At 68.2% G+C, this 7,963-nt stretch carries 9 protein-coding genes; 3 read left to right on the top strand and 6 right to left on the bottom strand.

The genetic code is table 11. The annotated features are described in order from the left end of the window. The first annotated feature begins 135 nt into the window (after positions 1-135). Positions 136-378: a thioredoxin domain-containing protein gene (locus tag IT306_14145; protein ID MCC7369565.1), complete on the top strand. Its 243-nt coding sequence runs from the start codon at positions 136-138 to the stop codon at positions 376-378. A gap of 16 nt (positions 379-394) precedes the next feature. Continuing rightward, on the top strand, positions 395-1,201 hold the full coding sequence (gene lgt / locus IT306_14140; protein ID MCC7369564.1) for a prolipoprotein diacylglyceryl transferase: 807 nt from the start codon (positions 395-397) through the stop codon (positions 1,199-1,201). A gap of 76 nt (positions 1,202-1,277) precedes the next feature. Here the strand turns inward: lgt and IT306_14135 are convergent, their stop codons facing one another. From IT306_14135 to IT306_14115, 5 genes are all read right to left on the bottom strand, one after another. Beyond that, positions 1,278-1,499, bottom strand: a complete 222-nt coding sequence (locus IT306_14135) for a hypothetical protein (GenBank protein MCC7369563.1) — start codon at positions 1,497-1,499, stop codon at positions 1,278-1,280. 275 nt (positions 1,500-1,774) lie between these two features. Further along, entirely contained in the window at positions 1,775-2,893 is a 1,119-nt protein-coding gene (locus tag IT306_14130) for an amidohydrolase (GenBank protein ID MCC7369562.1), read from the bottom strand. 42 nt (positions 2,894-2,935) lie between these two features. Then, complete coding sequence (locus IT306_14125; protein ID MCC7369561.1) at positions 2,936-4,033, bottom strand: amidohydrolase; 1,098 nt, start codon at positions 4,031-4,033, stop codon at positions 2,936-2,938. A 75-nt stretch (positions 4,034-4,108) separates the two neighbouring features. After that, a complete protein-coding gene (locus IT306_14120; protein MCC7369560.1) occupies positions 4,109-4,615 on the bottom strand; it encodes a Rieske (2Fe-2S) protein in 507 nt (168 codons plus the stop codon). Positions 4,616-4,624: 9 nt separating this feature from the next. Next, entirely contained in the window at positions 4,625-5,767 is a 1,143-nt protein-coding gene (locus tag IT306_14115; protein MCC7369559.1) for an amidohydrolase, read from the bottom strand. A gap of 262 nt (positions 5,768-6,029) precedes the next feature. On the opposite strand from IT306_14115, the gene IT306_14110 reads away from it, so the two are divergent. Then, a complete protein-coding gene (locus IT306_14110) occupies positions 6,030-6,473 on the top strand; it encodes a cupin domain-containing protein (protein MCC7369558.1) in 444 nt (147 codons plus the stop codon). A gap of 55 nt (positions 6,474-6,528) precedes the next feature. On the opposite strand, the gene IT306_14105 is transcribed toward IT306_14110, so the two are convergent. Further along, on the bottom strand, positions 6,529-7,830 hold the full coding sequence (locus IT306_14105) for a D-alanyl-D-alanine carboxypeptidase (protein ID MCC7369557.1): 1,302 nt from the start codon (positions 7,828-7,830) through the stop codon (positions 6,529-6,531). Between the last annotated feature and the right edge of the window lie 133 nt (positions 7,831-7,963).

The raw sequence follows: 7,963 nt of genomic DNA, 5'->3' as shown, positions 1-7,963 counted from the left end.
GCGCGACGGCCGTCGGGAACGGCCGGCACTGGTGCGACTGGAGCGTCGCGCAGCGACTGCAGGATGGTAGGCGGGGCTTTCAAGCCCCGACGCGGCGGCACGACGACATCAACATGCAATCGCCCTGCCAGTCTCGTGCGATTCGGTGCAGAGCTTGGGCTGGACACGGCATCATTCAACGCGTGCGTGGACAATGACCTGGCCCTGGCCCGTGTCAAGGCCGAAAATCAGCTTGCCGAGCAGCGCGGCGTCGTCAAGACCCCGACGCTGATCGTCAACGGGAAGAAGATCGAAGGCGTCCCATCCTGGGAGCTGATGCGCCAGACCATCGAGCAGGCGCTCGTGCTGGCGCCGCTGGTGAACGGGCGGGGGCTGTAGCCGCAGACGGACGTGTATGCCCCCTCTCGAAATCACGCTTGACCCGATCATCGCGCAGGTTGGCCCCTTTCAGCTCGGCTGGCACGGCATCTTCAGCATGCTGGCCCTGCTGGCCGGGGTCTGGGTCGGCCTCTGGCGAGCCCGACAGCTCGGCGTCGATTCGGACGCCATCATCTCCGGCTTAGGCTGGGTCGTCCTGGGCGCGGTCATCGGCGCGCGCCTCTTCCACGTCCTGGATCATCTGCCGTACTACCTGCAGAATCCGCTGGAGATCCCGGCCGTCTGGCAAGGCGGCATCGCGGTGTACGGCGGCTTTGTCGGCGGCGTCGTGGCCGGGGCCATCGCGGCGCGGCAGATGGGACTGCCGGTCTGGTCGTCCCTGGACGCTGCTGCGCCGGGCATGCTCGTCGGGCAGGCCGTGGGCCGCATCGGCTGCCTGCTCAACGGCGACGCCTGGGGCGCGCCGACCGGCTGCGCCTGCGGGGTGGTCTACTGGCACCCGCATGCGCTGATCCCGTCCGATCTGCTTGGCGTGCCGACCCACCCGTATCCGCTCTACGAGATCGGCGCGGTGGCCGTGCTGCTGGCCCTGCTCTGGCTGCTGCGCGGCCAGACCGCACGGCCCGGGACGCAGTTCCTGGTCACCACGCTTGGCTACGGCGTGATCCGCTTCGTGCTGACCTTCGTGCGCCAGGAGACGGTCATCGTCTTCGGGTTGCAGGAAGCGCAGATCATCGCCATCCTGACGGGGGTGGTCGCGGTGGCGATCCTGGCCGGCCGGATGCTGCTGACGCGGCGGCCAGCCTCGGTGACGGGCGCGTAGGCACGTCCCACAGCGACATGCAAACGGCCCGCTGGCGTCGCTGCCGGCGGGCCGCTGTGGCGTCTCGGGCGGGCGGTCAGGCGGGTGCAGCTACCGAGACAGGCTGCTGCGTTGCAGCCCGCACGATGCCGGCACGCTCGCTGAGGGCCTGCGCCGCCGTGGACGTGGCGAGATCCCACGGCGCACCGAGGTCGAGCGCTGAGACCAGCAGCTCTTCCCCGAGTGGGTTGTCCCCCGAGCTGTACGCACGAGACATGTCGGCGAGAACGATCGTCCAGTCGGCAGTGGCGTCCGCCATGGTCGCACTCCGTCGGCTGAGATGGGTGGCGCCGGTGGTTGGATGAATCATGAAGATCCCTTCATCTCCGGCGCCGATGGTACAGCTTTCGGAATCGCTTGTAAAGCCATTTCAGAAAAGCCTCACGCGCACCTGACGGGCGGACCGGCATCCTGCGCGCATGAGCCCGAAATGGGAACGGCAAAGCCTGACGCTCTCCTTCGCTTCCCGCAAACATGAAAGAGCCCGGCCCCCAACAACTGAGGCCGGGCTCCTGCGAGCGTCAGGCGCGGCGACTACGAGCGGCCAGCGCGCACCGGCAGCTTGTACAACGCGCGGGCGTTCTCGGCCATCACCTGGGCCTCGAAGCCGGCCGGCAGCTTGATCTTCGGCAACGCCTCGTTCGGGTCGTCGAAGTCCCAGTGCGGGTAGTCTGTGGCGAACATCAGCCGGTCCTGGAGCCATGGGGCCATGTCCAGCATCTCCAGGAACTGGTCGGGCCGCGGCGGCTCCTCCATCGGCTGGGTCGTCACCCAGAAGTGCTCCGCAAGGTACTCGGACGGGGCCTTCTTGAGGTGCGGTACTTCGGCCTTGAGCTTCTTCCAGGCTGCGTCGAGCCGCCAGCCGAGCACCGGCAGCCAGGCGAACCCGCCCTCGATCAGCACGATCTTGAGGTTCGGGAACTGCTCGAAGACGCCCTCGGCAATGTAGCTGATGACCTGAGATTGGAACGCCGTGGACATCCCGGCGTGGTCCTCGACGTAATACGAGGGCCAGCCAGCGCCGGTGATCGGGTAACCGCCCTGCCCGCCGAAGTGAATGCCGATGGGCAGGCCGCGCGCTTCGGCCGCCTCGTACATCTTCCAGTACTTGCGGCGGCCGAGCGGCTCGCTCGTGCGGATCGCCAGCATCAACTGGACGAAGCCGGGATGGTCACCCCGCCGCTCGATCTCCTTGACCGTCAGGTCGCCGTCCTCGTAGGGGACCACCAGGCCCGAGCGCAGGCGCGGCTCCGGATCGAGCCAGGTCTCGATCTGCCATTCGTTGACGGCGGCGGCATGGGCCGCGCTCCACTCCAGGTTGCGCTGCCCGCCCGAGCCGAGCAGTGGCTGCAGGACGCCGAAGTCCATGTCGTAGGCGTCCAGCAGCTGCTGCTGGAGGAACGGCAGCTCCGAGCTGGGCGGGTTGCCGCTCGGCGGCCACGAGTCGGTGCGGGCGGCGTTCGGGACGGCGCGCGGGTAGTACGAGCCGTCGTGGCCGCGCCCGCCGATGGTCTTGCGGTACTCGACCCAGCGCGGCGACAGGTACTTGTCGAGCGCGGCAGCGTTGATCAGGTTCGGGTGAATGTCGCAGTCGATGACCGAGTAGCGTGGCTTCGAACGGGTGATCTCGGTCCGCTCCGCTGCCAGAACCATCGCGGGCCTCCTGAATCTCTCGTGCGGCGACGCGCCGCGCGGCTACTTGTCGAAACGGTAGAAGCTGCGCGCGTTCTCGGAAAGGATCTTCCGCCGAAGCTCGGCAGGCAGGCCGGCTGGCACGGCCTCCTCAGGCCTGTCGAAGTGCCAGTGCGGGTAGTCCGTCGAGAACATCAGCACGTCGTCTGAGCCGATCTGCTCGATCAACTGGAGCATGTGCTTCGGGTCCGGCGCGGCGTCGAGCGGCTGGAGCGAGAAGCGCATCCGGCCGCGGATGTAGTCGGACGGCGGCATCGTGTTCCAGGGCACCTCGCGGCGCAGGCCCTTCCAGTCCTTGTCGATGCGCCACATCAGCGAGGGTATCCAGGTCCAGCCGCCCTCGATCATGGCGATGCGGAGCCTGGGGAAGTGGTCGAAGACGCCTTCAACCACCAGATTCAGGATCTGCGTCTGGAAGACCTGCGCCATCCCGGCGTAGTCCTCCAGGTAGTAGGACGGCCAGCCCGCACCGGTCGGCGGGTTGCCGGGCGCGCCGCCAAACTGGAGGCTGACCGTCAGGTCGTGTCGCTGGGCCGCCTCGAAGATCGGCCAGTAGCGGCGGTGCCCGTACGGCGCTTCCGAGACGACCGGCAGGAAGACCTGGACGATGCCCGGATGGCTCCCGATCCGGTCGATCTCTTGCGCGGCCATCTCCGGCACCCGCGAGGGCGCCACCATCGAAGCTCGCAGACGCGGCTCCTCGGCCAGCCACTCGGCGATCATCCAGTCGTTGACGGCGGAGGCCATCGCGGCGGCAGTATCGGGGTTGTGCAGGCTCTCGACGGCGTACGTGCAGTTGAGGATGCCTAGCTCGACGTTCCACGGGTCCAGCACCTGCTCGCGGACGAGCTTGAGGCTGGTGCCGGGCGCTTCGCCGTCCGGGCCGCTGGTTCCGGGCAGCGAGGACGTCGCTGCGCCGCGCGGATAGGCCGTGTCAACCGGCCCCTTGAACGCCGAGTAGGTGATGTACTCCCGCCAGTGCTCGCTCAGGTACGGAAAGAGCGCGCGCACGTTCGGGACGTTGCAGTGGATGTCGGTGTCGATGACGGGCTGCCCGAGATCCATGCCTCGTGGCGCGAGCGCCGTCGTGCCGTGCTCCATGCAGATGTGCTCCTTGCGAGGTGCATACCACCGTCACCCCTTATCCGCGCCGGAGAGGGGGCGGGGGTGAGGGCCTTACTCCGGCCGCGCCGCCGGCTTCGACTGGCCGAGGTACAGCACCACAAACTGCTGCTCCACCTCGACCGGGTAGGTCTCCAGCGTCGGGTCGGGGTCGTCGGGGCCGATGGTCGCCTGGACCAGCTGAGCGCCAGCCGCATCGGCGTCGGGGTCTTCGTCCTCGCCCGGTGGAGCCGTCTCGACGAAGACCTCATACGTCCGAGTCCGCACCCGGTGCGGGTTGAACACCGAGCGCCCGTCCGTGATGTCGAACTCCCAGCCGTGCCACGGGCACCGCACGATCTCCCCGTCACGGGTCAGCTCGCGCTGGTACTGGGCCGGGCTGGTGATCAGGCCTGTCACCACGCCCTGGCAGAGCGGCGCGGCCCGGTGCGGGCAGCGGTTCAGCAGGGCGTGGTACTCGCCGTTGACGTTGAAGACCCCGATGGTCCGGCCCCGCACCGAGATGATGCGGTGCTGTCCGGGTGGCAGCTCGTCCACCCGGCAGACGACGTGTCGTGACATCCGTGATCCCTACTGGCCGTTCCGCAGCTTCGGGTAGCAGTCGAGCGCGTTCTCCACGAAGATGCGGTGTCGCAGGGCCGGGTCGAGCTGGGTCAGGGTGTCGCGCGGATCGTCCCAGTCCCAGTGCGGGTAGTCGCTGGCGAACATCAGGGTATTCTGGCCCTGCATCCACTCGATCATCGGGTGGATGGCCGAGGGCGGGTTCGGCTCTTCGAGCGGCTGGGTGGCGAAGCGGACCCGCGAGAACACGGTCTCGCTCGGCAACTGCTTCACCCAGGGGGTCTGCCAGCGGAGCGCCTTCCAGTCCTGGTCGAGCTTCCAGACGTAGGACGGCACCCAGGCGAAGCCGCCTTCGAGCATCGCGACCTTCAGCGTCGGGAACCGCTCGAACCAGCCCTCGAAGATCATGCTGGCGAGGTGCACCTGGTAGAAGGCGGGCCGCGACTGGCGCGACTCGGCGTAGTAGGTCGGGTAGCCGGCCGAGGTCGGGGGCGGGTTGATCCCCGAGCCTTCGGTGGCGAAGTGCAGCGAGACGGTCAGGTTGTTGCGCTCGCACGCCTCGAAGATCGGGTGGTAGAAGCGCTGCCCGAATGCGCGCGGCGCGCCGCACGGCAGGATGACCGAGATCACCTGCGGATGGCTGCCGATGCGGTCGATCTCGGCGGCGGCCTGGGCCGGGTCCTGCGGGCAGATCGCCATGGCGAAGCGGAAGCGGCTGTCGCGCTGGAGCCAGTGCTCGATCGTGAAATCGTTGAAGGCGCGGCAGAGGGCGCTGGCGTAATCCACGTCCGGGATCGAGGCCGCCGAGTACATCGAGCTGCCCGTCAGCAGGCCGATATCGACGGCGCAGCCGTCCATCAGGTCCGAGATGGTCATCTCGATGTTGGTGGCCGCCGCCCCCAGGCCGCCCGGCGACTGCCCATCCACGACGTCCGCCCGGTACCCTCGCACGCCGCCGTTGTAGGCGTACAGGTTGCCGCCCCCGCCGACACCGTAGCTCTCGTAGCGGTCGGCATCGGTGCGGCTCAGGTAGGGGATGAGATCCTTCGCGCCGCGAATGCCGTGGTGGATGTCGGTGTCGATGGTCGAGAGCTTGACAGCGCCGGATTGGTCGTCGTCAGACTGGGGGCGCCGGATCGTGCTTACTGCCATGGAAGCCGTCCTCTCCATCTCGTGTCAGGGTGTCCTGGCAGCGTCTGGATCGGGCAGGCCCGATGCCGTTCGGGTGGCTGCGCCTCGCTGCGCGGTCTGCTGACACGGTGTAGCGTCTAGTGTAGACCGGTGACACGGCTCTCGTCAGCGCCCCGGTGCGTCGCACGCACTTGAGATGGTGGGCGCGGGCTACAATCGCCCCCAGGCGTGGCCCGCCGACGTCGGGCCGTGCAGCGCCACGACGGCGCGGAGGTGAAGGGGAATGGCCACCCGACTGCCCCTGCTGGATATCGGCAAGTTCCACGCGCGGCTCAGCGAGCTGATCGCGATGCACGGCGAGCCACCCTGGTCCGAGACGATGATGATGTCTGAGGACATGCAGGCGTTCTTCATCGCCAACCCGCCCGGCCACCCGACGGATACCCACTACCACGACCACGACGAGTGGTGGATCGTGCTGGCCGGCGAGATCGACTGGTGGATCGAGGGGAACGACGGCCCGATTCACGCCAAGACCGGCGACTTCGTCATCGCGCCGAAGTACCACTGGCACCACATCGAGCCGGTCGGCACGGAGATGAGCATCCGCCTGGCGATCAACGCGCGCGGCGAGTTCCACAAGTACGACCGCCCAGGTTGCCGCTCGAAGCCGTGGCGGCTGAAGCCCGGCGAGACTCCGGAGACGGCAGCCCCGCAGGAGGACTAGGCGGCCCGCCCCCCGCTCCTGCGTGCGGGGGCGGGGGGCGGTGCAGGCCTCTTCCTCAGCTCGGCCAGCGGAAGTTGTCGAAGGCGTAGTCCAGCAGCGCCTTGCTGTCAGCCGTCGTGTCATCGCTGCGGAGGACCGTCACGATCACCCGTCGCCCATCCTTGACGGCTGACCCGACGAGACACCGGCCGGCATCGTCGGTGAAGCCCGGCTTGACGCCGTCCGCGCCAGGGTAGACCGGCAGCAGCTTGTTCAGGTTCCAGATGTCGAAGCCGTCGGCGTTCCAGTGGCGCGTGTTCGACAGGCTGTAGAAGGTCGGGTTCTGCATGCCGTACCGCGCAAGCTGGGCCAGGTCATAGGCTGACGAATAGTGGCCGGTCGCGTCGAGGCCATGCGGGTTCTTGAACTGCGTGTCCCGCAACCCGAGCGCCTTCGCCTTGGCGTTCATCATCTCGACGAACTTCGCCTCGGAGCCGGCGATGTGCTTCGAGATGGCGATGGCCGCGTCGTTGCCGCTCGCCAGCATCAGCCCGTAGAGCAGCGTCTCCAGGGTCACCGTCTGGCCGGGCATCAGCCCCATCACGGTGCTCTCGGTGGTCAGATACAGTTGCGCGCTGTCCACGTCGACGATGACGCGGTCGTCAAGGCGGCCGTTCTCGATGGCCACAATCGCCGTCATGATCTTGGTGGTGCTGGCCTGGGCGAGGCGCGTGTGGCCGCTCTTGGCGTAGAGCACCGCGCCAGAGTCGCCATCCACGATGATCGCGGCCTCGGCGGTCGGGTTGATAGGCCAGCCGGTGTGGATTCGCTCAGGTGCGCGCCGGCCGCTGGCGGCGTCAACCTCGCCGCCCTTCGCCAGCTCATACAGGTACTTCGGCGGGCCAGACGGCCCGAAGTCCGTCAGGCTGGCCCAGACGAAGCCCGGCAGGCGTCCCTCGCCGCGCCCGGGGTCGAACAGCTTCGAGCGGCCGTTCTCGACCTGCTCCACCACTTCCAGCGTCGTGAACTGGGAGACGTTCCCGAGGCTGGCGGCGCTGGGCCCCGGACCGTCGAACAGCTCGGCTTCGCGGAAGTTCTGAACCCACTGTCGCTCCGGCTGGGCCGGCAGCTGTGGGACGCTGACCGCCACCGAGACGCTCGGCGTCGGGCTGGCCGAGATGGCGGCGGCCGGGACCGTCCCGCCGCCCCCTGCCGTCATCGAGCCGACCATGCTCGACGACGGCGCGCCGATCACCGGCACGGGCGAGGGGGCCGCATGCACGACCGTGGTTGTCCGATCATCCCAGCGTGCGCCGACACCGCTCAGGGTCATGACGCCGAGCAGTCCGAGCACAGCCAGATGGTGCGTGACTCGCATCAGAGGTCTCTCCGGGCTGCCTGGGGCGCGTGCGGGTGCGGGGTTCACGAGAGACTCCGTCTGATCTACGCGCCGAGTATACCAGCGTTACGTTATTCTCCGGACGCGCCGCGCCGCTGAGTCGATCTGCGAC

Source organism: Chloroflexota bacterium (assembly GCA_020850535.1).
Lineage (GTDB): Bacteria > Chloroflexota > UBA6077 > UBA6077 > JACCZL01 > JADZEM01.
Note: the sequence above shows the minus strand (reverse complement) of the source record. Positions and strands in the feature narration are given on the sequence as shown.

What these genes read in the sequence shown, in the direction of transcription:
- lgt (MCC7369564.1), top strand. Translation starts at nt 395, where the DNA reads ATGCCCCCTCTCGAAATCACGCTTGACCCGATCATCGCGCAGGTTGGC.
- IT306_14125 (MCC7369561.1), bottom strand. Translation starts at nt 4,033, where the DNA reads ATGGAGCACGGCACGACGGCGCTCGCGCCACGAGGCATGGATCTCGGG.
- IT306_14135 (MCC7369563.1), bottom strand. Translation starts at nt 1,499, where the DNA reads ATGGCGGACGCCACTGCCGACTGGACGATCGTTCTCGCCGACATGTCT.
- IT306_14110 (MCC7369558.1), top strand. Translation starts at nt 6,030, where the DNA reads ATGGCCACCCGACTGCCCCTGCTGGATATCGGCAAGTTCCACGCGCGG.
- IT306_14105 (MCC7369557.1), bottom strand. Translation starts at nt 7,830, where the DNA reads ATGCGAGTCACGCACCATCTGGCTGTGCTCGGACTGCTCGGCGTCATG.
- IT306_14115 (MCC7369559.1), bottom strand. Translation starts at nt 5,767, where the DNA reads ATGGCAGTAAGCACGATCCGGCGCCCCCAGTCTGACGACGACCAATCC.
- IT306_14120 (MCC7369560.1), bottom strand. Translation starts at nt 4,615, where the DNA reads ATGTCACGACACGTCGTCTGCCGGGTGGACGAGCTGCCACCCGGACAG.
- IT306_14130 (MCC7369562.1), bottom strand. Translation starts at nt 2,893, where the DNA reads ATGGTTCTGGCAGCGGAGCGGACCGAGATCACCCGTTCGAAGCCACGC.